Source organism: Umezawaea tangerina, assembly GCF_003002815.1.
In the GTDB taxonomy this organism is placed as follows: domain Bacteria; phylum Actinomycetota; class Actinomycetes; order Mycobacteriales; family Pseudonocardiaceae; genus Umezawaea; species Umezawaea tangerina.
The window spans coordinates 92,252-115,446 of the sequence record NZ_PVTF01000015.1 but is presented as its reverse complement, the minus strand read 5'-3'; the positions used below and the strand labels follow the sequence as shown (position 1 = coordinate 115,446).

Sequence of the window (23,195 nt, the reverse complement as noted above, 5' to 3'; positions counted from 1 at the left end):
GGGACGCCCGCCGGGCGTCCCACCACCACCACGGGTCGTCAGGCCCTGCCGAGCAGGCGCGTCCCGGCCGCGGAGTCGTTGCGGCCCATGAAGAACCCGCCGAGCCCGACGGCGAACTCCGCCACGGTGAGCCTGCCGTCGCCGTCGGAGTCCAGCTGCCGGAAGCCGCCCAGCACCTCGTCGCCGCCGACCCGGTCGCCCAGCAGCCGGGCGTACTCGGCCTGGTCGACGTACCCGTCGCCGTCGCTGTCCAACGCCGCGGCCACGGCGTCCATCGCCGCGCGCAGCGCCTTGCCGTGGGCGGCCCGCTCGTACTCGTGGCGGTCCACCCGCCCGTCGCCGTCCACGTCCGCGCCAGCTCGCAGGTCCAGCCACCACGCGTGGAAGGCGTCGTAGAGCGCGGACTCGGTGGCCTCGTCGCACTCCAGCCTCGCGCTGATCACCCGTGCCGTCGCGGCGAGGTCGGACCAGCTGACGTACCCGTCGCCGCTCTGGTCCAGGATCCGCTCGAAGATCTCCGGACGCCCCGCGGCCGGGGTCGCGGCCGCTCGTCGTCGGGTGGCGGTGAGCCGGCGTTCGGCCTCGATCGCGGCGGCGGCCACGGGCATGAACCGCAGCCGCTCCGGGGTGATCCGGTCGAGCAGCCGGGCGCCCTGGCACACGACGGTGGCCAGGGTCGTCGCCGTGGTGCCCGCGTGCATGCCGAGCCGGTCCCGCAGCGGCGGCGGGAGGAGGGCGGCGGTCATCCGCACGTAGGCGTCGGCCGCGGTGCCGCTGAGCGCCCGCCACACCGGGGCGGGCAGGAACGCCAGCCGGGACGGCGGCGGGATGTCGCCCGCGAGCGCGGCGAGCAGGTCGGTCAGGCCCTGCGTCCTGGTGAGGCGCTGGGTGGTCATCCGCTCGAAGTAGACCCAGAAGTCCGCGACGGTGGCGGGCAGGTCGTCGTCCCCGAGGCCGAGCAGGGTGCCGCAGGCGCGCATCTCGTCGTAGAGCCGCGCCTCGTCGTCGGGGCTGAGCGGGTCGCCACCGGCCCGGCACATGGTGACCACCGCCTCGAACAGGGTGAGGTGCACCCACGCCACGGCCTCGGGGTCCAGCGCGTCGAACGGGCAGCCCGAGGCGTCGACCCCGTTGATGCGGCTGTGCAGCCGGGTCAGCCGGGCGGCTTCCTTCTCGCGGCCCCTGGTGTCGAGGTAGACGATCCGCTGCAGGCTCAGCATCGTCTGCTTCGCGCGCCGCCAGGGGTGACCGCGGTAGGTGGAGAACTGGGTGACCCCGGCACCCACGACGGGGTGGGCCGTCTCCAGGACCAGGGCGCGGGCGAGCACGGTCAGCAGCCGCCACTGGCCGATGTACCGCCAGGTGACCGAGTCGGGTCCGCAGGGGAGGGCGGCCGCGGGCGGTTCGGAGGCTAAGTGGATCTCGTTCATGATCGGCATCATCACGGTCGGTGAACGCGGGTCACCGTCCGCGACGCGCGCGAGTCACCCTTCCGTGGGTGAGGAGCGCCCGGCCGTGAGGTAGAGGGTGAGCATGTCCACGAGCTCGTCCTCGAACCGGGTGAGGTCCACGGGGTCGGGCGAGGCGATGGTGTGGTGCACGACGAACTCGACGGTGGACACCGCGATCCGGGCCGCGGTGGCCGTGTCCCGCACCCGCACCTCGGGGTGGTGGTCGAGCAGGGCGCGCACGTAGTCCACCCGCTCGCGTTCGTTGCGCGCCATCTTCTCCGCCACCTCCACCGGGTGCGGCACCTGCTCGGACAGCACGCGCAGCAGCTGCGAGTCCTCGCGGTGGTTCTCGATCACCAGTCGCACGAACACGCGGACGATCGCCTCGAGCGGACCGGGCAGCTCCTGCTCCATCCGCCGCGCGGTGGCGGCCGACCCCTCGTCGAGGTGGCGCGACAGCAGCTCGACCAGGATCGCGTCCTTGCCGGGGTAGTACTGGTACAGCGAGCCGATCGAGATCCGGGCCTCCTCGGCGATCCGGTTGGTGGTGCCCGCGGCGTACCCGTGCTCGGCGAAAACGCGAGCGGCCGCGTCGAGGATGCGGGCCCTGGTGAGCTCGGCCCTGGCCTGGCGGGGCTGTTTGCGCGGGTGGAGCCCTCGTCGGTCCGGCACCACGACACCTCCTGGACGACGGCTCGGAAGCGAGCAGCCCGACTACCCGAACAATTGCTCACAATTATCCCATGACCTGCGGTTCGGTCGTCACCGCGAGTGCGTCGAAGTCCCGGACCGCGACCTCGGCCCGTCGTGCTCCGCCCGTCCCGCGCACCGCACTAGGGCGTGTGTCGAAGTCTCGTTCGATGGGAGCCGCACCGCCAGGGGCCGCGTCAGGCCCGGCTACCGCGAACACGGACTTCGAACACGCCCTAGGGTGCTCGTCCGTGACCGACTTCCTCGACGCCACCCGGACGTCCTACGACACCGTCGCGGCCGACTACGCCGACATCCTGCGCACCGCTCTGGCCGACAGCACGTTCGACCGCGCCATGCTCGCCGCGTTCGCCGAGCTCGTCGGCGACGGGCCGGTCGCCGACATCGGGTGCGGGCCGGGCCGGGTCACCGCGCACCTGCACGGGCTCGGCCTGGACGCGTTCGGCGTCGACCTGTCGCCGGGCATGGTCGAGGTGGCCCGCCGCGACCACCCCGACCTGCGGTTCGAGGTGGGCTCGATGCTCGACCTCGACCTGCCCGACGCCTCCCTCGCGGGCCTGCTGGCCTGGTACTCGGTCATCCACGTGCCGACCGACCTGCTGCCCGGCGCGTTCGCCGAGTTCCACCGGGTGCTGGCCCCCGGTGGTTACGCCCTGCTGGCGTTCCAGGTCGGCGACGAGGTCGTGCACGTCACCCAGGGGTACGGGCACGACGTCGACCTGGAGGCCTACCGGCGCTCCCCGGACGCGGTCGGGGCGCAGCTCGCCGAGGCCGGGCTGGCGGCCCACTCGACGCTGGTGCGCCAACCGGAGGGCAAGGAGAAGACCCCGCAGGCCTACCTGCTGGTGCGCAAGCAGTCATGACTCCAGCGACAGCCCGAACAACCCCTCGGTGGTGCCGTCGGTGAGCGCGTCCAACGCCGTGACGAGCTTCTTCTCCTCGTAGCGGAAGTGCGTCTCCAGCAGCGCGGCGACCCCGTCCAGCTCGGCCCGCAGCCGCGCCGGGTCGGTGGAGGGGTCGTCGAGCAGCGCCTGCACCGCCCGCAGCGCGTCGGCCACGACGTGGTGGTCGCGTTCCAGCTCCGCGAGCACCGGCCGCAGCTCCGGCACCCGCGCGCCCAGCACGCGGAACGCCCCGGCGTCCTCGCCGGTGTGGTGCGAGGTGACGGCCGCGCAGAACGCCAGGCAGTGCGCCCGCAGGTCCCGAGGTGCTCCCGGCTCGCCGTCGAGGGCGTCGTAGACGCGGTCGAGGTCGTCGCGCAGCCGGAGGTGGATGTCGATCAACTGGTTGCCGAACGCCCTCAGGCGGTCCGTCGGCGCGGAAGGTGTGTCCACTCGCATGGTCCCGTGGTGCCCCGCGCCTCCATGCCCGCGGCGGTCTCCTGGCCGGGTGCACTGCGACGCTGCCGGGATTCGACCACCCGCCGGGCCGGTCGGTCAAGTGCCCCGGAAGCGGCCGTCCACCGCGGTACCAGGACGTTCCGACCCCGGCGTCCGGACGGACGTATCCCGGTGTCTGGCGCGATTCAGCCAAGCCCTTGGAGGTTTCGCACGTCGTTGATAACTTGATCATCCGTTGCCACACGCAGGAAACCTCGACTCGAGAGGCACACCTCGGATGCGCGTTCTGATCGTCTCCGCTCTGGGCACCGGTCACGTCCTCCCCGCGGTCCCGCTCGCGTGGGCGTTGCGCGCGGCGGGCCACGACGTGCTCCTCACCGCCGCGGGCGACGCCCTGGTGGCGGAGAGAGCAGGCCTGCCGGTCGAGGACGTGCTGCCGGGGCAGGACATGCGCGGCGTCTTCGAGTGGATCAAGGCTAACCGGCCCGAGCTGGTCGCGCGGCTGGGCAACACCGAGGCGACCAGGGACCTCCGCGAGGCCGTGCCGGTGTTCGCCAGGGTCTCCGACCGGATGGTGGACGGGATCGTCGACGCGGCGACCCGGTACCGCCCCGACGTCGTCGTGTACACCCAGCTCCAGGGCGCGGGTCCGCTCGTCGCCGCCAAGCTCGGGGTGCCCGCCGTGCAGCAGGGCTTCGGCTTCGCCCGGACCGACGGGGTCAACGAGCTGATGCGCGAGCACCTCGCCGACGCCTACCGCAGGCACGGGGTCGTCGGCTCCGTGCGGCCGGAGCGGATCGACGTCGCGCCGCCCAGCATGCTCGGCGGCCCGCCGGAGGGGTGGTCGGCCCGGTACATCCCCTACAACAGCGGGGCCGTGCTCCCGGACTGGCTCAAGCACCCGCCGAGTCGCCCGCGCGTCGCCGTCACCCTCGGCACGGTGGTGCCCGCGATGAGCGGGTTCGGCACCGTGAGCCGGATCGTCGACGTCGCCGCGGGCATGGACGCGGAGTTCGTCCTCGCGGTGGGCAAGACCGACCTCGGCGACCTGCCGGACAACGTCGTCGCCGTGCCGTGGGTGCCGCTCAACGAGCTGCTGCGCACCTGCACGGCGGTCATCCACCACGGTGGCGCGGGCACGACCCTGACCGCGGCCGACGCCGCGCTGCCCCAGATCGTGGTGCCCGACGGCGCCGACCGCTACGCCAACGCCGACGCCGTGCACGAGCGGGGCATCGGCGTCTCGACGACACCCGACGCCGTGGACGCCGACCTGGTCGAGTGGCTGCTCAAGGCGGACAAGCCGCGCGCCGCGGCCGCGGAGGTGCGCGACGAGATGCACGGCATGCCGACGCCCGCGTCGCTCGTGCCGCGCATCGTCGAGCTCGCGGCCTCCTGAGATGGCGACAGGCAGGCTCAAGCCGACGTCCGTCGTGACGGTGGTGTTCGTGGCGACGATGTTCGTGAGCATCCTGGACGCGACCATCGTCAACGTCGCGGTGCCGAGGATCAGCGTCGACTTCGGCGTCTCCCCGGTGGACGCGCGGACCGCCGTCGTCGGGTACCTCGTCGCGCTCGCGGTGGTCATCCCGCCCAGCGGCTGGTTCAGCGACCGGTTCGGCGCCAAACGGGTCCTGCTGACCGCGCTGGCCGTGTTCACGGTCGCCTCCGCGCTGTGCGGGGTGGCGCAGGACCTCACCCAGCTGACCGCGTTCCGGGTGCTTCAGGGACTCGGCGGCGGCATGCTCGTCCCGATCGGGATGGCGATGCTGTTCCGGGTCTTCCCCGCCGAGGAGCGGATGCGCGTCTCGCGGATCACCGTCGGGCCCGCCGCGGTGGCACCGGCCCTCGGACCGGTGCTCGGCGGTCTGCTCGTGGACAACCTGTCCTGGCGGTTCGTGTTCCTCGTCAACGTGCCGATCTGCCTGGGCGTGCTGGTGTTCGGCCTGCTCTTCCTGACCGAGCGGCGCGAGCCCCCGGCCGGTCGCTTCGACGCCGCCGGGTTCGCGCTGTCCTGCTCCGGGGTGGCGCTGTTCGTGTACGCGCTGACCGAGGGCGCGACCGCCGGGTGGACGTCGCCGGTGGTCGTGGCGACCGGACTGGTGGGTGCCGCGCTGCTCGTGCTCCTGGTCGTCGTCGAGCTGCGCGTCCCGGAGCCGATGCTCGACCTGCGCCTGTTCGGCGACCGCGTGTTCCGCACCGTCAACGTGGTGACCGTGCTGGCCGTCGCGGCCTTCCTCGGCTCCCTGTTCGTGTTCCCGCTGCTCTACCAGAACGCCATCGGCGCCTCCGCGTCCCAGACCGGCCTCATCGGGTTCCCCGAGGCGATCGGGGTGATGGTGGGCTCGCAGTTCGCCACGCACGTCCACCGTCGGCTCGGGGCCCGCGGGCACATCGCCGCGGCGCTGCTCGCCGTCGCGGTGGGGATGGTCCTGCTCGGGCTCGTCAACAGGTCGACCGACCCGTGGGCGACCAGGGCGATCATGTTCTACCTCGGTGTGGGCATGGGCAACGTGCTCAGCGCGACACGGGCCTCGGCGTTCGCCACGCTGCCACCCGCCAAGACCGGGATGGCCTCCGCGCTGTTCAACACCAGCGGGCAGGTGGGCTCCGCCGTGGGCGTGGCGGTCCTCGGCGGCGTGCTGGCCGCGGTGGGCACCACGACGGCGTCGGGCGAGCCGAACTTCACGGCCTACCACGCGGCGTTCTTCGTCGCCGCCGCGCTCATGGTCGTGGGCGCGGCCTGCGCGTTGGCCATCCGCGACCGGGACCTGGCACCGGAGCCCCACACCGTCGGCGCGTCCGGCGCGTGACCGCGGTGGTCCGCTGATCAAGCGGACCACCGCACGGCTCCCTAGGCTCGGGGAACGGGCCGCGCATGGCGGTCCGGTCGTCGGTCGAAGGGCTCACGTGGACAGCCGCAGCATCCTGATCTCCGGGGCCGGCATCGCCGGTCCGACGCTCGCGTCGTGGCTCTCGGCCTCGGGCTGGGACGTGACCGTGGTCGAGCGCTTCGACCACGTGCGCGAGCAGGGCCAGAACATCGACGTGCGCGGGGTCGGCCGCCAGGTGATCCGCCGGATGGGCCTGGAGGACGCCGTCCGCGACCGCCACACCGGCGAGACCGGCACGGACTTCGTCGACGACACCGGCCGTCCGCTCGCCGGCTTCGCCGCGGGCGCCGACGACACCGGCGGCGCCACGGCCGAGCTGGAGATCCTGCGCGGCCAGTTCGCCCGCCTGCTCCACGACCACTCCGCCGCGGGCACCGAGTACGTGTTCGGCGACCGGATCACCGGTCTGCACGACGACGGCTCCGGCGTGGACGTGGAGTTCGACCACGGCGCCGCCCGCCGCTTCGACGCGGTGGTCGTCGCCGACGGCCTGCGCTCGCGCACCCGTTCGCTGGTCATGCCCGACGCGCGCGTCGAGGAGTTGGGCCTCTACACCGCCTACCTCACGATCCCGCGCACCGCCGACGACAACGACCGGTGGCGCGTGCTGACCTGCGGGCAGGGCCGCGCGCTCGGGCTGCGCCCGGACAACCTCGGCACCACGCAGGCCTCCCTGAGCTTCGTCTCCGACGTGCGCGGCCTCGACCGGCTCGGCCACGACGACGTGGTCGCCGTCCTGCGCGCGACCTACGCCGACGTCGGCTGGCAGGGTCCGCGGGTGCTCGAGCACCTCGACGACGACTCGCTGTACTTCGAGGAGGTCGGGCAGGCGAAGCTGCCCACCTGGAGCCGCGGCCGGATCGCACTGCTCGGCGACGCCGCCTACTGCGCGTCCCCGATCAGCGGCATGGGCACCACCCTGGCGCTGGCGGGCGCCTACGTGCTGGCGGGCGAGCTCACCGGCCACGACGACCCGCGAACGGCGTTCGCCCGCTACGAGCGGATCCTGCGCCCCCTGGTCACCAAGGCGCAGAAGCTCCCGCCCGGCGCGCCCGGCATCGCCCACCCGCGGGGACGGCTGGGCCGCGGCCTGTTCCGGACCGCCGTGCGCGCCGCCGGGTCCCCGCTGCTGGGCAAGGTCGCGGGGCTGGCCTCGCGGTTCGCCACCCCGCCCGCCGAGGCGATCGAGCTGCCGGACTACCCGATGCCCGCCCAGCGGGCCGTGACCGCCTGAGCGGCTACACCCGGTGCAGGGTCAACGTGGTCCAGGCGCCCACGTGGATCCGGTCGCCGTCGGCCACCGGGTGGGGCGTGTTCGGCGGCAGCGGGTCGGTGGTGCCGTTGAGGGTCGTGCCGTTGGTGGAGGCCAGGTCGACCACCGCCCACGTCGTGCCGGTCCGCACGAGCAGGGCGTGGCCCGCGGACACACCGGGGTCCTCCGGCGGGCCGATGAGGTCGATGTCGGGGTGGATGCCGCGCGAGCGGCTGCGGCGGCCGATGCTGATCCGGTCGTCGTGCAGCACGAAGCGGCGTTCCGGGCAGTAGAGCGGGAACTCCACGGCCGCGGAGTCCGGACCGCCCGCGGCGACGACCCGGTCGAAGTGGCCGCGGTCGGCGGTGACGACGACGTGCCACGTCACCGGTGCGGCCGCGGGCTGCCGGGGCGCGGTGGCCGCGGTGGCCAGGGAGTCGTGGCCGCACTCCTCGCAGAACCGGCCGACCTGCGCCGTCCCGCAGGACGGGCAGGTGCGGGCCTCCGGCGCGGGCGGCGACGGCGCTTCCCCGCCCGCGGTCAGCGCGGTGCCGCAGACGTCGCAGTAGTCGTCGGTGGCGCTGTCGTGACCGGAGGGGCAGGTCGGCATCAGCCGCCCCCCTTCCCGACCCGCTTGGTCACCGTGGACCGGGTGTCCAGGGTCATCTCGTCGGCGTCGGCAACCCTCGGACGCAGCCTCACCGTGCCGGTGACCGGGTCCTCGACCTCGACGACCTTCGCCAGCAGCTTCGCGGTGTCGGTGTTGCCCGACGACGTCGCCAGCGCCACCGCCCGCCCCAGCTTCGCCGTCGCGGTCTCCACGTCACCGGCCTTGCGCGCCTCCAGGCCGTCCTGGATGACCTCGGCCAGCTCCGCCTGCCCGGTGTAGTGGGCGACCTCGCGGTTGATCCGGGTCGACAGCGCCTCGTCGGCCGTCCACACAGCCAGCACCCGGCCCTGGCCCAGCACGTCCCCGCCGGGCGTGACCAGGCTGACCCGCCCGGCCAGCATCCGGTCGCCGACGCCCGCGGGCCGCACCCGCACGCACAGGTGGTAGTCGCGGCTCTCCGCGCCCCACGCGCCGGTCGGGTACTCGCCGGTGCGCGGCCCGGCCTCGGTCCGGCGGTCGGTCAGGTCCAGCACGGTGGGGGAGACCTGCTTGAGGAACCGCACCTCCGCCCCCTCCGGCGTCCACAGCCGCAGCGACACCCCGCCCACCGCCTTGCCCATCGCGGTGGCCGTCATCGCCCGGAAGTCGTCGGCCAGCCCCCGGCTGTCCGCGACGATGTCCACCGTCCCCAGCATCGCCTCGGCGATCTTGCGCAGCTCGTCGACCTGCCAGTCGGTGCCGACCCCGCGGCAGTCGCAGGTGAACCGGCCGCTGATCGAGGCCAGCGTCCGCGACAGCTGCGCGGGCGTCTCGTGCTGGTTCTGGCCGTCGGTCAGCAGGATCGCGTGCTTCAACGGCCCCTCGTGCCCGGCCAGCACCTGGTCGGCCAGCGCCAGCCACCGGCCCATCGCGGTGCCGCCGTCGGAGACCAGCACGCGCACGGCCCGCTTCGCCTCGGTCTTGGTCCGGGGGCTGGCCACGGCGAGGCCGCGGTGGGTGGGGTAGACCATGCGGGCGGAGCCGGTGCCCTCGACCACGGCGAACGACACCCCGTCGCGCAGGGTGTCGATGGCGGTGGCGGTGGCTTTCTTGGCGGCGTCGAGCTTCGTCGGCGGGTACCGCATCGACCCGGAGCAGTCCACGATGACCACCTGCGCGATGTCGACGGGCGCCACCCCGGCCGCGGGCATCCCCGACGCGGCAACCGTGACGATCGCGTCGACTTCCCGCGCCCCCTCCGTCAGGTACTCGTTCTGGAAGACCTCCACGGCGAACTCAGCGACCACGCCCACCCCCCACTTCGATGACGACGACGGTGATGTTGTCGTGCCCGCCCGCGGCCAGCGCGTGCTCGGTGAGCTCGCGCGCCAGCTCCACCGGTGTCGTCCCGCGGGTGCGCGCCGCGTCGAGGTCCTCCACCTCGGGCAGGTAGTTCCACAGGCCGTCGCTGCACAGCAGCACCACCCCGCTCTCCTCCGGGCGCAGCGCCACCACGTGCGGGCTGACCTGCCCGGAGTCACCGCCCAGCCAGCGCGACAGCACGTGCGAGCGGCGGTCGTTGACCGCCTCGGCCTCGGTGAGGACCCCGTCGGCGACCAGCTGGGCGGCCCACGTGTCGTCCTTGGTCAGCCGCCGCGACGGGGTGGCGTTGCCGACGTCGGCCAGCCAGTAGGCGCGGCTGTCGCCGACCCAGCCCACGACCGCGCCGTCGTCGGTGCGCATCGCCGACACGTAGGTGCACGACGGCGCCACGTCCGGCGCCTCGGCGCGCGCCAGCGCACCGGCGGCCCGGTTGGCCGCGGCCACCGCGAGCACGGTGGCGCGCTCGGGGTCGGTGCCCTCCACCAGCGCGTCGACCAGCACGGCGTTCGCGGCGTCCACCGCGGCCTGCGACGCCTCGTCGGCCCGCTCGGAGGAGGCGACGCCGTCGCAGACGATCGCGGCCACCCCGCGGGCGTGGACGTGGCCGAACGCCATGGAGTCCTCGTTGCGCGCCCGTCTGCGACCCCGGTCGCTGATCCCGGCGATGGTGGGCAGCACGAACTCCATCCGGTCCCGGCCGACCGGCTGGGCCCGGCCGCACTGCTCGCAGAACCCCTCCTCGTCGATCTCCGTGCTGCCGCACGCGCACAGCGCCGCGGCCGTGCCGTCGGGGCCGCCCACCGGTGTCGTGCGCACCAGCAGGTTGCGGCCGCAGCTCTCGCAGAACCGGTCTTCGGCGGCGACGGGCTCGTCGCACTCGGGGCAGTTCGTCATCGTCACACCAGTGTCCGGGGTCGGACCGCGTTCGCGCGGTCGACGAGGGCGAACCGTTCCTCCGGGGTGTCGGCCAACCGCGCCAACGTCCGGTAGTGCCGTTCCAGGCCGAGTCTCAGGCCGCGGTCGCTGAGCTCGCAGCCCAGCAGCTCACCGGGCCCGGCGGGGTCGGCTGCCCCGCCACCGGCGACCAGGTCGAACGCCGCCTGCAACACCTCCACGCTGAGCCGCGCGCGCCGGGCCACGTCGAGCTCCAAGGCCTCCAGCCGGTCGGCCGCCCCGCTGATCGCCACCAGCGGGGACTGCCCGTCGGTGCCGCGGTGCCGGGCGTCGGTCTGCGCGCGGATCGCCGTGACCTGCGCGGCCACGTGGTGGCTGGAGGTGTCCGGGACGGTGTGCAGCACCGCCACCGCCCGGTCGCGGGTGCCCGCGGCCAGCAGCACGCGGGCCAGCCCGAACGCGGCGCTGACGTAGGAGCGGTCGGTGCGCCACACCACCTCGTAGTAGTGCGCCGCCTCGGCCAGGTTCCCGGTGGCCTCGGCGCACAGCGCGATCGCGAGCTTGGGCGCGGCCTCGCCGGGCAGCACGTCGTACACCGTCTCGAACGCCGCCCGCGCGTCGGCCGGGTTGCCCTCCACCAGCGCGGCCAGCCCCCGGTACCAGACCGGGCGCCAGTCGTCGGAGTCCACCAGCGACGGGTCGTCGGGGTCGAACATCGACGTGGCCGTCAGGGCGTAGAGCTCGCGGGTGGCCTCCTCGGCCTGCCCGGCGTCCACCAGGGCCCGCACCAGCTGCAGCCGCACCTCCGCCGTGGTCACGGGCGCGGCGCGCAGGGCGGCGACGCGTTCGGCGGCCTCCCCGGTGGTCGCGGTCGCCAGGAACCCGGCCGCGGGGTCGCCCGCGTCCACCTGCGGCACCGGCAGCGCCGCGGCGGCCGTGGCCAGGTCGGGGTCCTGCTCGGAGCCGAAGCACCGCCGTTCGGGGGTGAACTGCCGCGACAGGCCCGGCCGGGGGTTGTTGTCCTCGGCGGCCAGCACCTCGCGCAGCACGCCGGTCAGCTGCTCGGCCATCTCCTCGGCCGAGGTGAACCGCAGCTCCGGGTTCGGGTCGGTCGCCCGGCGCAGGAACCGCTGGTAGGACTCGAACCTGGCCAGCAGCGGCTGGTCGGCCGGGGTCGGCAGGCCCGTCTTGTACTTGCGGCGGAAGTCGAAGGAGAAGCTCATCACCGCGAGGGCCCGGCCCACGGTGTAGAGGTCGGAGGCCACCGACGGGCCGATGGTGCCGATCTCGGGGGCCTGGTAGCCGATCGTGCCGTAGATGGCGCTGCGGTTGTCGCCGATGCGGCGCACCGCGCCCAGGTCGATCAGCTTGAGCTGCTCCTCGGTCTGGATCACGTTGTCCGGCTTGAAGTCGCAGTACAGCAGCCCCACCCCGTGCAGGTAGCCCAGCGCGGGCAGGATCTCCAGCGCGTAGGCGATGGCCTGCGCCAGCGGCAGCGACTCGGTGCCGCCGCCGGACCCGCGCAGGTCCTTGATCATGTCCTTGACGGACTGGCCGCCCACGTACTCCATGACGATGTAGTCGACCGTCTCGCCGGTGCGCCGGTCGGCGTGCTGCACGAAGTTGTGGATCTTGACGATGTTCGGGTGCTCGACCTCGGCCAGGAACCGGCGCTCCGCGGTCGCGGCGGCGATGGCGTCGGCGTCGCCGGAGTCCAGCAGGCCCTTGAGCACCACCCAGCGGTCGCTCACCGCGTGGTCCAGCGCCAGGTAGATCCAGCCCAGCCCGCCGTGCGCGAGGCAGCCGAGCACCTCGTACTGGCCGTGCAGGACCTCGCCGGGCTCCAGCTTCGGCGTGTAGGAGTAGTGGTGGCCGCACTGCGGGCAGAACCCCTCGACCCGGCCGGGACGGCCCTCGCGGCTGCGGCCGACCTCCTTGCCGCACGCGCTGCAGAACCGCTTCGCCTCGGGCACCTCGGGGTCGGTCAGCACCGCGCTCTTGGGGTCGCGGTAGGGCACGCGCGGCACCTCGACCAGCCCGGCGCCCAGCCTGCCGCGCCCCGAGGAGCGGGTGGACGCGCGGCGGCTGCGGCCCGAGGAGCTGACGGTGCCGGTCCACGGCGCGGTGCCCGGCCCCGTGGACGCGCCGGTCGACGGGCCGCTGAACGCCCCGGTGGACTGGCCGAGCGTGGCGGGGCCGGTGTCCGGGCCGGTCGCCGGACCGCTGTCCGGACCGGTCCGGTGCATCGCGGTGTAGGCCGACCCCGAGTACGCGGACACCGACGCCGCCGACACCGACGTCAGTGCGGGGAGCGTCGCGGGCACCTCGATGCCGCAGGTGTCGCAGAACCCGTCGGGTTCGACGGTCCCGTCGCAGCCCGCGCGGGGACACGTGGTCATCAGGCCTCCACCAGGTCGAGCACGGCGCGCTGGTAGCGGCCCACCGCGCGGGTCGCCTCCGGCAGGTCGCACGGTGCGGTGAACAGGACGTCGTGCGCGTCGCGGTGCAACGCGGACAGGGTCGGGTCCTCGGCGTGGCCGAGGCGGGTCGCCTTGGCGCGGTAGGCCTCCAGGCGGCCGCGCAGCTCGGTGCGCCGGTCCAGCAGCCCGGCGAGGTTCGCCACCAGCTCCCGGCACCCGGCGACGGTGTCGGGCACGGGCGGCAGCGCGGTCACGGCGATCTTCGCCTCGACCAGGTCCCGCAGCCGGTGGGCCTCGGCCCGCAGGCCCACCAGCTCGCGTGCCAGGGCCTCGGCGGCGGCGTGCCGGGCGACGGCGGCGGCCAGCGCGTCGACGACGCGGGCGTACCCGGCGCGCATCCGCTCCACCAGTTCGTCGGGCGTGACCCGTTCAGCGGGCCCGGACTCGCCGTCCAGCTCGACGGACGGCCCGGTCAGCAGCCCGGTCAGCGCGGTGAGGTCGGCCGCGCCCGGTCTGCCCGCGCGCAGCCCGCGGGCCCGGTCCAGCACCTGCCGGTGGGCAGCGAACGCCGCCCACAGCGCCGCGACGGCCTCGCGGTCGGCGGCGTCGAGCAGCGGGTGGCCGGGGTGGTCGTCCATGGCCAGCAGCGACTGCGCCATCCGGTCGGCCTCGGCGCCCAGCCGCGCCAGCGCCCCGTCCACCTCGTCGCGGTCCACGGCGCTCAGTCCCGGTACTTCGCTGCGGGCGGCTGGGCGGCCTGGTCCAGCGAGCCGAGCCACCGCTGGTGGATCGTCGTCCACGTGCCGTCGGTGCGCAGCCGTTCCAGCACCGCGTTGACGAACCGCACGAAGTCCTCGTCGGCCTTCGGGATGCCCATCCCGTAGGGCTCCTGGGTGAACTTGGGCCCGACCATCTCGGTGTAGGGGTCCTGCGCGGCCAGCCCGGCCAGGATCGTGTCGTCGGTGGACACCGCGTCGACCTGGCCCTGCTGCAGCATGACCAGGCAGTCGGTCCAGTTCGGCACGGACACCACGGTCGGCTTCGAGGCGACGTTCGCGACGTTGGTCAGCGAGCTGGACCCCTTGGTGGCGCAGACCCGCTTGCCGCCCAGGGAGTCGGGGCCGGTGATGCCGGAGCCGCGGGAGGCCAGGACCCGCTGGCCCGCCTGGTAGTAGACCGAGGAGAAGGCGACCTTCTCGGCGCGCTCGCAGTTGACGGTCATCGTGCGCACCACGACGTCGACGTCGCGGTTCTGCAGGGCGGGCACGCGGGCGTCGGAGGTGAGGACCTTGAACTGGATGCGGGTCGGGTCGCCGAAGATCGCCTTGGCGATCTCGCGGGCCATGTCGACGTCGAACCCCTCCAGGGTGCCGGTGGCGGGGTTGCGGAACCCCATCGGGTAGGTGTTCTGGTCCACCCCGGCGATGAGCCTGCCGCGGGCGGCGATCTTCGCCATCGTCGACCCGTCGGGCATGTCGCCGGGCTCCGGTGGCGGTCCGGTGGGGCGCAGGCTGGCCGTCGCGTCGCAGGAGGGCGCGGCCGCGGGCGTGCTGGGCGGCGCGCTCACCTCCGCGGCCCCCGCCGGCCGCGGCGCCCCGGTCGGCCCCGCCGTGATGTCCGACGTCGGGCCGGGCACCGGGGCGCACGCGGCGACCAGGAGCGCCAGCACGACCACGAGGCGTCTCATCGGTACTCCTTGAGTCGCTGCCACAGCCCCGCGACCGCCGCGGCCGCGGCACCCAGCGCGAGCAGCGCCACCACCTCGACGGTTCCGGTGAGGGCGCCGCGGGCGGTGGCGACCGACCCGGTGAACGCGTCGCGGGCCCGTGTGATGGCGGTGACCAGGTCGCGGTCGAGGTTGTCGAACGCCGCCGCCGCGCCGCCGGGGTCGGTGCCGAGCGCGATCACCAGCGCGGCGTTGGGGTCGCCGGTGTCGTCGGCCGCGCGGATCCGCTGGTGGGCGTCCTGCCAGGCACGGTACTGGTCCTCCGCGGAGGTCACCGCGTCCCGCACGGCCGGTTCGGTCGCCAGTGACTTGGCGGTCGCGATCAGCTCGCCGAGCTCCTTGGTGACGACCGCGTAGCGGTCCTCGTAGACGCGGCCGCTGCCCAGCGCCACCAGCGTGAGGGTCTCGTCGCCGCGCGCGGTGAGGGTGTCGATGCGGGCGCGGGCCAGCACGTCGACCTGGGTGGAGCCGTCCACGCGGCTGTCGGACACGGTGCTCGCGACGACCGCGCTGGCGACGACCACCCACAGCAGCGACACCAGCGTCAGCCCGGTCGCGACCAGCAGCCCGACGTTGACCAGCCGGTTGGTGCGGCGGGTGAGGTACCACTGGGCCAGGCCGAGCGCGGCGAGCGAGAACAGGCCCAGCAGCAGCTCGGTCCACGGGCCGCCGCCCGCCCGGTCCTGGTCGCGGACCACGTTCGCGGTCTCCGCGCGGTAGAGGTCCTGGGCCGCGGGCAGCAGCTCGGCGCGCATCAGGCCCGAGGCCTCGCGCAGGTAGGCGGCGCCGACCGGGTTGCCCTGCCGGTTGTGCGTGCGCGCGGTCTCGATCAGCCCGGTGTACACGGGCAGCTGCCCGGACAGGGTGGTCAGCGCGCCGGCGACCTCGGGGGAGCGGGTGCTCTCCCCGGTCGCCGTGGTCAGCGCGGCGGCGGCCTTCGCGATGTCGCCCTCGTAGCGGGTGCGCAGCTGGGGGGACTCCACACCGCCGGACAGGAACGCCCCCGAGGCCGTGGCGTCCGCGTCGGCCATCGCCCGGTAGACCTCCTGGGCGGCGAAGCCCAGCGGCTCGCTGCGGGTGGCCAGCTCCTCCAGCGCGGCCGACCTGGCCTGCACGCCGAACCCGATGAGCGCCCCGGAGATCAGGCTCACCGCCACGAGCACGAGGGCGATCAGGCTCAGCCGCCCCGGTGTGCTCTTGACCAGCCCGGTCACCCGGTGCGGGGTCGGCGCGGTGACCACGGCCGTCATCCGGACCCCTTCCGCCTGATCCACTGCCGCTGATCAGTACCACAAGCTTGCGCCACCAGCGTAGATACCGGTCGGGCAGTTGGGGCGGAAAACGCAGGGATCCCCGTACCGGTGGGTGCGGGAACCCCGTCGGTCAGCTCCTCAGCCGCTCCCGCACCGCCATCAGCGCGAACCCCAGCAGGTTCAGCCCCCGCCACGTCGACGGGGTCGCCGCCCGCCGGTCGGTCGCCGCCAGCCCGATGCCCCACACCCGGTCGATCGGACTGGCCTCCACCAGCACCTTCCCGCCCGTGCCGAGCAGGAAGTCCCGCATCGGCGGGTGGGCGGTGAACTTCCCGACGTTCCCGGCGACCACGATGTCCACCCGCCGCGCGTCCCACACGTCGGTGTCGAACCCGCGGACCTGCCTGCCGATGTTCTTCGCCTCGAACGGGGTGCGCGCGGCGACCGCCCGCTGCTCGGCCCGCTCGTCGCCGAACAACCGCGCCTTGCCCGCCATCATGTAGTGCTCGGCCGTGGCGTACGTCGTGCCGTCCACCGTGAACGGCGACGGGTACCACTGGCTCAGGCACTCCACCCCCAGCCCGCCGTGCGGGTCGGGTCCCCAGAAGTACACGAACTCCATCGCGATCCCGCGATGCTCGGCCCGCCGGGCCGCGTCCAGGTCGAGGATCATCACGCCGGCCTGGACGGCAACGGCAGCGGCAACGCGGGCAACCCGTCGATGCTGACCGCGTTGTGGTCCTTGCTCTCGCAGTACGCCGCGAACTCCTCCTCGCTCTTGCGCCCGAAGAACTCCGCGTGCAGCGTCCGCTCCTCGCGGTAGTCCATGAACGGCACCGCGAACCCGCAGGTGTCGCTGATCAGCTTCGCCGTCACCACGACCACCGCCCGCACCCCCGGCGCGTCCGCGTCCCCGAACCCGCCCACCAGCTCCGCGAACCGCGGATCGTCCCGGAACACCGGCACCCCCGTCCCGTGCACCCGCACGATGTTCGGCGGCCCGCTGAACGCGCACCACATCAACGTGATCCGCCCGTTCTCCCGCAGATGCGCGATCGTCTCCGCGTGACTACCCCCGAAATCCAGGTAGGCCACCGTCCGCTCGTCCAGCACCCGCAACGACCCCGACCGACCTTTGGGAGAGATGTTCACGTGCTCCCCGTCCAGCGGCGCCGTACCGGTGAAGAACACCGGCTGCTCCTCGATGAACGCCCGCAACCGACCATCGATCCGCTCGTAGGTCTTTCCCATACCCCCGATTATGGCGCCCCCACCCCCTCCGACGACGCCTTTTTCCACCCCTTGAGCACCACCAACCCCACACCGCCCCTTGGTCCGACGCACAGCGAGGACGCCTTCCCTTCCGACGCGGAGCGAGGATCCCCTCCCCACGGGCGAAGCCCGCCAACGCGCATCCGGCGCGGAGCGCCTGGGGCCTCGTCGGCGCCAGCCGATGCCCTGTCGGGCGAAGCCCGATGCCCTGTCCGACGCGCAGCGAGGATGCCTGGTCCGACGGCGAAGCCGAGGATGCGGTGTCGAGCGCAGCTCGATGCTGGCGAAGCCAGACTCCCCCTCTGCCCCCGATCCACAGCGCCCTCCTGCTTGATCTTGCTTGTCAAGACAGCTCTATCGTCTTGACAAGCAAGATCAAGCATTGAGACAATCGCGCGCCGGGGGCCGGGCTTCACCGAGGGTGACCCACAACCAAACCGGCCCTTAAACCCCATCCCCGGCCAACCGGGCATGCAGGTGCTCGTCGTACCGCACCCCATCCCCGTACACCGAAGCCGACCTCAACGTCCCCTCGTCCCGGTACCCGCACTTCACCGCCACCCGGCACGACGCCACGTTCCCCACCGCGTGGAACAGCTGCACCCTCTGCAGCCCCAGCTCCTCGAACCCCCACTCCGTCACCGCCCGCACCGCCGCCGTGGCCACCCCTCGCCCCCGCGCCCAGGCCCCGACCCGGTACCCCATCTCCGCCGTCAGCTGCTCCGCGTCGATCTTGTGCAACGACACGTTCCCCACCAGCCGCCCGCTCCCGACGTCCACCACCGAGAACGTCGCGTGATCCCCCGGCGACCAGTCACCCAGGCTCTTGCACCAGTCCCGCGCACTCGCCACGTCCACCACCGACGCCGCCGGGTTCCACAGCATCGAGTCCGGGTCCCTCACCATCGCCAACGCCTCGACGGCGTCCCGCTCGTCAGGCGGCCTCAACAGCAGCTCCCCGGCGGTCAACTCCACCGGCCCGATCGGAAATGTCATCCCCAGATCCTGACCCACCACCCCGCCGCACACACCGGTGGACCCGCGTCACACCACCCCGGCCAGCTTCTCCAACAACGGCACCACGTGCGACTGGTCCGGCATCACCGCGATCTCGTCGCGCAGCCGTTCGGCGGCGTACCGGTAGGTCGGGTCGGCCAGCACCCCGGCCACGGCGTCGCGGACCTGCGCCGGGGTCGCCGTGAGCGCGTCGAGCCGCACGCCGACGCCGAGGGCGACGCACCGGGCGGCGTTGTCGGGCTGGTCGGCGCCCATCGGCAGCAGCACCGACGGCACGCCGTGCACCAGCGACCCCATGACCGTGCCGGAGCCGCCGTGGGAGACGACCACCGAGGCGCGGGGGAGGACCGTGTCCTGCGGCAGGTACCGCTCGATCCGCACGTGCGACGGCTGCGGGCCGAGCTCCGCGGGGTCGACGCGGCGGCCGACCGTGACGACCAGGTTGACCGGCAGTTCGCGCAGTCCGGCCAGGACGCGGCCGAACAGGTCGCCGGACTCGGTGTTGAAGATCGTGCCGAGGGTGAAGTACACGGTGGGCACGTCCTGCGGCACGGCGATCGGCGTCGGTGCCGGGCCGTCCGGGACGGGCCGGAAGGAGAACCCGGTGTCGGGCAGCGGGAACTCCGGGTGCCGGTAGGACGGCGGGAACGGGGAGAGCACCAGGTGCCGGGTGAGCATCGACAGGTTGACGTCCGGGCGCAGGCGGTGGACCGCGCGCAGCAGGTGCAGCGGCTGGGCGACGATCTCCGGGCGCAGGAACGCCCCCGAGGCGATCACCACGACCGACGCGTACGGGATGTCGAGCCGTTCGGCGACGACCATCGCGCCGAAGTCCACCTCGTCGCACACGAGCACGTCCGGCAGCCACCGCTCGCACAGGTCGAGCAGGTCGTCGGCCCGCCGCGGCGCCACCCGTCGGGCGAACCCCTCGCGCAGGTCGCTCTCCTCCCGCGCGCGGTCGAGGGGGAGCAGCGGCAGCCGTTCCATCGAGGCGCCCATGTCCGGGCCGGACGGGAACGGGGTGAAGCCCGCGGCCTCGATCGTCGGCGCCATCGACGGCGCGCCCGTGCAGGCGACGGTGTGCCCGGCGGCCCGCACGGCCTGCGCGACCGGCACCATCGGCTGGAAGTGCCCGTTGCCGCCGACGAAGCTGAACAGCACCCTCATCGCAGCGCCCCCAGGACGTGCCCCATGTTCGACTCCACGATCCCCAGCATCCCGTCCCGGTCGGGGAAGTCCCCCTCGAGCAGCCGCAGCGGCCCGGCCACCAGCGACAGGTGCAGCGCCAGCCGGTAGAACCGCAGCCGCGCCTCGTCCAGGCCGTCCACCTCCAGCCACCGGTAGTGCCGTCCGAACCGGAACGACAGGTAGGCGTGCTCCCACTCGACGTCGAAGAACGACGCGCCCTCGACGTCGATCACCACCGGCTCGCCCTCGGCGGTCACCAGCACGTGCTCCGGGCCCAGCTCGCCGTGCACGAAACCGTGCCGCCTCCGGGGCCGCACGGCCGCGACCAGCTCGCGCAGCACGTCGTCGACCTCGTCGCGGACGGCCCCGATCCGCTCCACCCGCTTCGCGGCCTCGCCGAGGTCGTCGTAGGCCCGCTCCAGCACGGTGACCTCGCACGGCCGCTCCGGCGCCGGTCCCGTCGTCCCGGCCATCGCCAGCACGGCCTCGCCGAGCCGCTCCAGCGTGCGCCGGGGCACCCGGTCGAACACCTCGCTCAGCGGACCACCGGTCACGTCCTCGACCACGGCCGCGTCCGCCGGGTACCGCGAGCGGCCCCGGTCCAGCAGCAGCACCCGCGGGGTGCGCACGCCGATGGCGGCGAACCGCTCCACGGCGGCCTCGAACGCGTCGACGCCCTCGGGCCCGTCCCCGCCGTCGGGCCAGTAGTTCTCCGCCGGGTGCCAGAGGTAGGCCACCGCGGTCGTGCCGTCGTCGAGGTGCAGGCGGTACACCCCCTTGCTCGTGCCTCCCGGCAGCCGCGTCACCGCCGCCAGCCCCCGCCCGGTCCCGGCTCGTGCGAGCTCCACCAGGTCGCCGCGCTCCACACCGTCCCCCCGTCCTGTCGACCCGCGATCATTTCGCACTCGCCGCGACCGCAGCTACCCCTTGGTGGGTGGAACACCCCACTGGAGGAGTTCCGCGGACCCCGGCGTGCCTTCGGGCACCTTTCGATGTCCGATCGGTCATGCCGGATCGGAAAAGGCGAGAAATTCGCTCGAGCGAAGACTCCACTGCGGATGTCGGCGACCCGGCGCGTCGTCGACCGGGGAACTCGGCTGTCCATTGGGAGCCACCGTGCACGAGGGGGTGGGCATGGCGTCGATCCACCTCATTCCGGACAAAGCCACCACCGCCGGGGCGACGGGCCCGGTGGTCGGCAAACCGGTGGTCACGGGTAGTGAACAAGGTCACGCGACCCGGCCTGGGGTGCCGAACGCGGTGAACCGGCCACGGCGACCGCACGTGTACCTGTTCGACCTCACCGGGTCACCTAGCAGGATGATCGTTCGGCTAGCATCCCCATCGCCGCCGGAAGCAGTGGTCAGCGGCGAATTCGCTAGGAGTGGTGACGTGGGCGCGTCCGGATATCCCGAGGGCAGGAGCGGCCCGACAATGCCAATCAAGACAGTGCACCGGTGCCGCTACAGGAGGCCTTCGTGAATCCCCAGCAATGGCTAGACGAGTACGAGGCCAAGCTGGCCGACCTGAAGAAGAAGTCCGAGGACCTCCAGGAGAACTTCACCGCGTCGACGGCGACGGTCACGAGCAAGGACGGCTCGGTCACCGTCACGGTCGGCCCCAACGGCGGCCTGCAGAACCTCCAGCTCGGCCGCCGCGCGATGGAGATGAGCGCGGCCCAGCTGACCGGGGCCATCCTCCAGACGGCCGCGCTCGCCCAGCGCCAGGCCGCCGAGAAGGTGCTCGAGGTCTTCCAGCCGCTCGGCGAGGGCACCGAGGCGATGTCGATGGTCAGCGACGCGATCCCCGCCGACGACGTCGACCTGGACGAGGACGAGGTCGACGAGGTCGAGGAGCCGGTCGCGCCGCCGCCCCCGGTCCACCGGCCCGCACCCCCGGCGCCGACCGCGCCGCGCCCACCCGCGAGGCCGCGCCCCGCGGCCGACGACGAAGACGACGACAACCAGCCGTGGTGACCGGCACCGGTCTCGACAGGAAGTAGGCACCGAACATGGCCGAGACGCCGATCGACTCCCCTCCCGGTATGCACATCACCGAGGAGAACAAGCTCAAGGGCTCGCTGTTCATCGAGGCCTTCGGCAGCCTGATCGACGGGATCAGCAAGGACGCCGAGTCCGAGACCGAGAAGGCCCTCGACATCACGTTCAACGCCATCGGCGCGGCCGCGTCGATGGTGATGTTCGCCATGGACCCGCTCGGGTCGCTGATCGGCGCCGGGATCGGCTGGCTGATCGAGCACGTCAGCTTCCTGCGCGACGCCCTCAACCAGGTGATGGGCAACCCCGAGGAGATCCAGGCCAACGTCGAGGCGACCAAGGCCAAGGCCGTGGACCTGCGCGTGCTGGCCGAGGACCACCGCAAGGGCCTGGCGACCTTCGACGGGTGGACCGGCAAGTCGTCGGAGAACTTCAAGGCCAGCATGGACCAGATGGGCGCCGAGCTCGACCAGCTGGCCAACGCGGTCGAGACCAAGGCCAAGATCGTCGGCATCACCGGCATGCTGGTCACGGTCCTGCGCGACATCATCCGCGACCTGATCTCCCAGCTGCTGGGCTCCCTGATCGCGGGCGCGCTCATCGCGGTGGCGTCGGCGTGGATCACCTTCGGCGCCTCGATCGTCGCCTTCATCGGCTTCGCCGTCGGCAAGGCCGTCGCGCTCGGCACCAACATCGCGGCCCGCATCGCGCGCGTGGTCGCGTCGCTGAGCAGGCTCGTGGGCAAGATCGGCAACCTCGACGACGTGGTGGCGAAGGTCAGCAAGGGCTGGGACCGCTTCGACAACGCGGCCGACGTCGCCGAGATCAGCTACGAGGGCTACAAGGCCTCCGACGACGTCGACGACGCCATCGACAAGGGCGTCAAGGACGACGCGGCCAACGACAAGGTCACCGCGGCCAACGACAAGGCCAAGGAGGCCGCCGCCAAGTACGAGGAGGCCAAGGCCAACGAGACCAAGCAGGCCGACGAGGCCAAGGCCGCCAACGACAAGCTGAGCAGCGCCTCGGACAAGTACTCCGCGGCCAACGACAAGCTCAGCTCGGCGGCCGACGCGGTGAACGCCGCGGCCGCGTCCGGCGACCAGGCCCAGTACGACGCCGCCAAGGCCAAGTACGACGCCGCGAAGGTCGAGGCCGACGCCGCGAGGACCGAGGCCGCCAGTGCCGCGACCAACGCGGCCAAGGAGGCCCGCGACGTGAGCGACGCGGCCAAGTCGAGCTACGACGCGCTGCAGGCCGCGAAGCCGTCGGAGGACGCCGCCAAGGCCGCCTACGACGAGTACAAGGCGAACAACCCGACCGACCCGAGCAAGGTGAACCCGGCGCAGACCGCGGCGGAGACCGACCTCAGCACCAAGAACGACGCGGCCAAGGCGGCGAACGAGTCCTACGAGAAGGCGAACGCCGACTTCGCGGCCAAGAACGCCGCCGCGGCGGAGGCGAACGCCAAGGCGTACCAGAGCGGGTCGGAGGCCGACATCAAGGCCGCCGAGCAGGCGAGCAACGCCGCGAGCGCGGCGGGCGACAAGGTGGAGACCGCGGCCAACCAGGCCAAGTCCACCGGTGAGGCCGCCAAGACGAGCTACGACGAGTACCAGAAGAACTACTCGTCCGGCACGCCCGCGCCGACCCAGGCGCCCGCGGACCCGTTGCAGCACGCCAGGGACGTCAACGCGAGCACCAGCGTCACCGACGCGGGCAAGGGCGACGCCTTCTTCGGCGGTGCCAGCGACCCGTCGAAGACGACCGCGAACGGTCCCACCGTGCAGGTCTAGTCCAGCCAGTCC

Annotated in this window: 21 protein-coding genes; 6 read left to right on the top strand and 15 right to left on the bottom strand. The window is 73.2% G+C overall.

Translation table 11 applies throughout. The annotated features are described in order from the left end of the window. Window positions 1-38: 38 nt before the first annotated feature. Together CLV43_RS39095 and CLV43_RS39090 are read right to left on the bottom strand one after the other, a co-directional pair. Complete coding sequence (locus CLV43_RS39095) at window positions 39-1,430, bottom strand: EF-hand domain-containing protein (protein ID WP_170156208.1); 1,392 nt, start codon at window positions 1,428-1,430, stop codon at window positions 39-41. Between the two features lie 54 nt (window positions 1,431-1,484). Then, window positions 1,485-2,126, bottom strand: coding sequence for a TetR/AcrR family transcriptional regulator (locus tag CLV43_RS39090; protein ID WP_106194263.1), 642 nt, complete (start codon window positions 2,124-2,126; stop codon window positions 1,485-1,487). A 266-nt stretch (window positions 2,127-2,392) separates the two neighbouring features. Between CLV43_RS39090 and CLV43_RS39085 the strand changes: the two genes are divergently transcribed. Beyond that, window positions 2,393-3,025 carry a class I SAM-dependent methyltransferase gene (locus CLV43_RS39085; RefSeq protein WP_106194260.1) on the top strand — a complete coding sequence of 211 codons (633 nt, stop codon included), beginning with the start codon at window positions 2,393-2,395 and terminating at the stop codon, window positions 3,023-3,025. On the opposite strand, the gene CLV43_RS39080 is transcribed toward CLV43_RS39085, so the two are convergent. After that, window positions 3,020-3,496 carry a hemerythrin domain-containing protein gene (locus CLV43_RS39080; RefSeq protein ID WP_211304767.1) on the bottom strand — a complete coding sequence of 159 codons (477 nt, stop codon included), beginning with the start codon at window positions 3,494-3,496 and terminating at the stop codon, window positions 3,020-3,022. The two genes, CLV43_RS39085 and CLV43_RS39080, sit on opposite strands and share 6 nt — an antisense overlap. A gap of 283 nt (window positions 3,497-3,779) precedes the next feature. Between CLV43_RS39080 and CLV43_RS39075 the strand changes: the two genes are divergently transcribed. The 3 genes from CLV43_RS39075 to CLV43_RS39065 all read left to right on the top strand — a co-directional run bounded on the left by CLV43_RS39075 (window position 3,780) and on the right by CLV43_RS39065 (window position 7,630). Then, on the top strand, window positions 3,780-4,901 hold the full coding sequence (locus tag CLV43_RS39075; protein ID WP_106194255.1) for a nucleotide disphospho-sugar-binding domain-containing protein: 1,122 nt from the start codon (window positions 3,780-3,782) through the stop codon (window positions 4,899-4,901). Between the two features lies 1 nt (window position 4,902). Continuing rightward, window positions 4,903-6,315 carry an MDR family MFS transporter gene (locus CLV43_RS39070; protein WP_106194253.1) on the top strand — a complete coding sequence of 471 codons (1,413 nt, stop codon included), beginning with the start codon at window positions 4,903-4,905 and terminating at the stop codon, window positions 6,313-6,315. A 97-nt stretch (window positions 6,316-6,412) separates the two neighbouring features. Continuing rightward, the gene (locus tag CLV43_RS39065; protein ID WP_106194250.1) at window positions 6,413-7,630 is read left to right on the top strand and encodes an FAD-dependent monooxygenase; all 1,218 of its coding nucleotides are present in this window, start codon (window positions 6,413-6,415) and stop codon (window positions 7,628-7,630) included. Window positions 7,631-7,634: 4 nt separating this feature from the next. On the opposite strand, the gene CLV43_RS39060 is transcribed toward CLV43_RS39065, so the two are convergent. The 12 genes from CLV43_RS39060 to CLV43_RS39005 form a co-directional block, all read right to left on the bottom strand. Beyond that, window positions 7,635-8,258: an FHA domain-containing protein gene (locus CLV43_RS39060; RefSeq protein ID WP_106194247.1), complete on the bottom strand. Its 624-nt coding sequence runs from the start codon at window positions 8,256-8,258 to the stop codon at window positions 7,635-7,637. Next, window positions 8,258-9,544 carry a vWA domain-containing protein gene (locus CLV43_RS39055; RefSeq protein WP_170156207.1) on the bottom strand — a complete coding sequence of 429 codons (1,287 nt, stop codon included), beginning with the start codon at window positions 9,542-9,544 and terminating at the stop codon, window positions 8,258-8,260. The genes CLV43_RS39060 and CLV43_RS39055 overlap by 1 nt, the downstream gene beginning before the upstream one ends. Then, the gene (locus CLV43_RS39050; RefSeq protein ID WP_106194244.1) at window positions 9,534-10,514 is read right to left on the bottom strand and encodes a PP2C family protein-serine/threonine phosphatase; all 981 of its coding nucleotides are present in this window, start codon (window positions 10,512-10,514) and stop codon (window positions 9,534-9,536) included. Before CLV43_RS39050 ends, CLV43_RS39055 begins: the two co-directional genes overlap by 11 nt. A gap of 2 nt (window positions 10,515-10,516) precedes the next feature. Further along, window positions 10,517-12,913: a serine/threonine-protein kinase gene (locus CLV43_RS39045; protein ID WP_106194241.1), complete on the bottom strand. Its 2,397-nt coding sequence runs from the start codon at window positions 12,911-12,913 to the stop codon at window positions 10,517-10,519. Continuing rightward, entirely contained in the window at window positions 12,913-13,650 is a 738-nt protein-coding gene (locus CLV43_RS39040; protein ID WP_106194238.1) for a hypothetical protein, read from the bottom strand. The genes CLV43_RS39045 and CLV43_RS39040 overlap by 1 nt, the downstream gene beginning before the upstream one ends. A 5-nt stretch (window positions 13,651-13,655) precedes the next feature. After that, window positions 13,656-14,621 (bottom strand): glutamate ABC transporter substrate-binding protein, encoded by a 966-nt coding sequence (locus tag CLV43_RS39035; protein ID WP_106194235.1) that lies wholly within the window; start codon window positions 14,619-14,621, stop codon window positions 13,656-13,658. Next, window positions 14,618-15,910, bottom strand: a complete 1,293-nt coding sequence (locus tag CLV43_RS39030) for a hypothetical protein (protein ID WP_106194232.1) — start codon at window positions 15,908-15,910, stop codon at window positions 14,618-14,620. The genes CLV43_RS39035 and CLV43_RS39030 overlap by 4 nt, the downstream gene beginning before the upstream one ends. Before the next feature lie 133 nt (window positions 15,911-16,043). Beyond that, window positions 16,044-16,586, bottom strand: coding sequence for a riboflavin biosynthesis intermediates N-glycosidase (locus CLV43_RS39025; RefSeq protein WP_106194229.1), 543 nt, complete (start codon window positions 16,584-16,586; stop codon window positions 16,044-16,046). Then, entirely contained in the window at window positions 16,586-17,164 is a 579-nt protein-coding gene (locus CLV43_RS39020; RefSeq protein ID WP_106194226.1) for a pyridoxamine 5'-phosphate oxidase family protein, read from the bottom strand. The genes CLV43_RS39025 and CLV43_RS39020 overlap by 1 nt, the downstream gene beginning before the upstream one ends. A gap of 465 nt (window positions 17,165-17,629) precedes the next feature. Further along, complete coding sequence (locus CLV43_RS39015) at window positions 17,630-18,181, bottom strand: GNAT family N-acetyltransferase (RefSeq protein ID WP_106194551.1); 552 nt, start codon at window positions 18,179-18,181, stop codon at window positions 17,630-17,632. Window positions 18,182-18,229: 48 nt separating this feature from the next. After that, complete coding sequence (locus CLV43_RS39010) at window positions 18,230-19,369, bottom strand: glycosyltransferase (RefSeq protein WP_106194223.1); 1,140 nt, start codon at window positions 19,367-19,369, stop codon at window positions 18,230-18,232. Then, window positions 19,366-20,256, bottom strand: coding sequence for a phosphotransferase family protein (locus CLV43_RS39005; RefSeq protein ID WP_211304766.1), 891 nt, complete (start codon window positions 20,254-20,256; stop codon window positions 19,366-19,368). Before CLV43_RS39005 ends, CLV43_RS39010 begins: the two co-directional genes overlap by 4 nt. 612 nt (window positions 20,257-20,868) lie before the next feature. Between CLV43_RS39005 and CLV43_RS39000 the strand changes: the two genes are divergently transcribed. Both CLV43_RS39000 and CLV43_RS38995 read left to right on the top strand, forming a co-directional pair. Further along, window positions 20,869-21,366 (top strand): YbaB/EbfC family nucleoid-associated protein, encoded by a 498-nt coding sequence (locus tag CLV43_RS39000; protein WP_106194221.1) that lies wholly within the window; start codon window positions 20,869-20,871, stop codon window positions 21,364-21,366. Between the two features lie 35 nt (window positions 21,367-21,401). After that, on the top strand, window positions 21,402-23,183 hold the full coding sequence (locus CLV43_RS38995) for a hypothetical protein (protein ID WP_106194218.1): 1,782 nt from the start codon (window positions 21,402-21,404) through the stop codon (window positions 23,181-23,183). The last annotated feature ends 12 nt before the right edge of the window (window positions 23,184-23,195 follow it).